This is a genomic window from Thauera sp. ZXT1-4, from assembly GCF_052598215.2.
Map to the genome: position 1 here is coordinate 1 of NZ_JBQWSN020000099.1, position 1,420 is coordinate 1,420.

A 1,420-nucleotide genomic window follows, 5' to 3' on the forward strand; every position below is an offset into this window, starting at 1 on the left:
GCGGCATCCTGCATTACGTGCTGCGCCAGCTCGCCGCGAAGAAGGCCGCCTAAGCTGCTGCGGATCGGGCGGTCGCGCCATGTCACGCCATAGGGCACTTCTCGAAACCTCCCTCCCCCTTGCAGCCCGTGAGCCGGCATGATGGCGCCCATGAGCACATCGCGCATCAAGCCCTCGTCCTTCTGGCGCTCTCAGCCCGGCGCTGACCTGTTCGTGCAAGACCAACGCCAAGCCAAGCTCGGCGGCTTCATCGCCAACCTGGCAGCAATGGACGAACTGATCGACTTCGCGGCCATTGCCGCCCGGGTCGACACCGCCTGCCCTCGCGCTGACCGTAGCAAAGGCGGGCGCCCGCCGTACCCCACCGAGGTGATGGTGCGGCTGCTGTTCATCCAGTCGCTGTACAACCTCAGCGACGAGGACTGCGAGTACCAGGTGCTGGACCGCATGAGCTTGCCGCACTTCTGCCGCCTGGACGGAGCACTGCACATCCCCGATGCGCGCACGCTGTGGAGTTTCAAGCAGCGCTTGGCCCAAGGCGGTCTGGGCGGCCGCGCTATCTTCGAGGCGGTGAGCCTGCAGTTGCAGCAGCACGGCTACATCCCGCGCGGCGGGCAGATCGTGGATGCCAGCATCGTGCAGGCACCGCTCACCCAGGCGAACAAGGACGAGCGCGAAGCGCTCAACGAAGGCCGCAGGCCCGAGGGCTGGAATGCCAAGCGGCTGCAGCACACCGACCGCGACGCGCGCTGGACCAAGAAGCACGGCAAGAGCTTCTACGGCTACAAGGTGCACGCCAACGCGGACGCGCGCTACAAGCTGATCCGCCGGGCGAAGGTCACGCCGGCCAACGCCGACGACGGCCAGACGCTCAAGGAGGTGCTGGACCGCGCCAACACCGGCGCGCGGCTGCTGGCCGACCGAGGCTACGACGCGCAGACCAACCGCCAGTTGCTGCAGGCCCACGGGCTGCGCGACGGCATCGCGCGGCGTGCCAAGCCCGGGCAGGAGCGGCGCGTGCGACTGGACGCGCGCAACAAGGCGATCAACCGCGTCCGCGCCAGAGGCGAACATGTGTTCGCCGGCCTCGAGCAGTTGGGCGGCAAGTGCGTGCGGGCGATGACGCTGGCGAGAAACGAACTGGCGATCCTGCTGAAGTGCGCGGCGTACAACGCCAAGCGGCTGGTCTGGCTGGTGCGCCATGACCCGTGCGGGTGTGCGCGATGAAGGGAGAGGTGCGCCCGCAGAGCCTGCAAACGCCGTTTTGCAGGGCCTCGGGCGCCCGCCAAGGCTGCGATGACGGGGCCTGAGCGGCACCGAGAACCCCGAACTGAACGACGCGAGCGCCCTCATGCCGGTTCAGCCTTCGGAAATGGGGTTATGCGAAGTGCCCCGCTGGCCGGCCTGTGCACATGTCCAC

At 68.0% G+C, this 1,420-nt stretch carries 1 protein-coding gene; it reads left to right on the forward strand.

Going from position 1 to position 1,420, the window contains the following annotated elements:
- Window positions 1-150: 150 nt before the first annotated feature.
- Window positions 151-1,227, forward strand: a complete 1,077-nt coding sequence (locus tag ACUH78_RS19240; RefSeq protein WP_445334445.1) for an IS5 family transposase — start codon at window positions 151-153, stop codon at window positions 1,225-1,227.
- Window positions 1,228-1,420 lie beyond the last annotated feature (193 nt).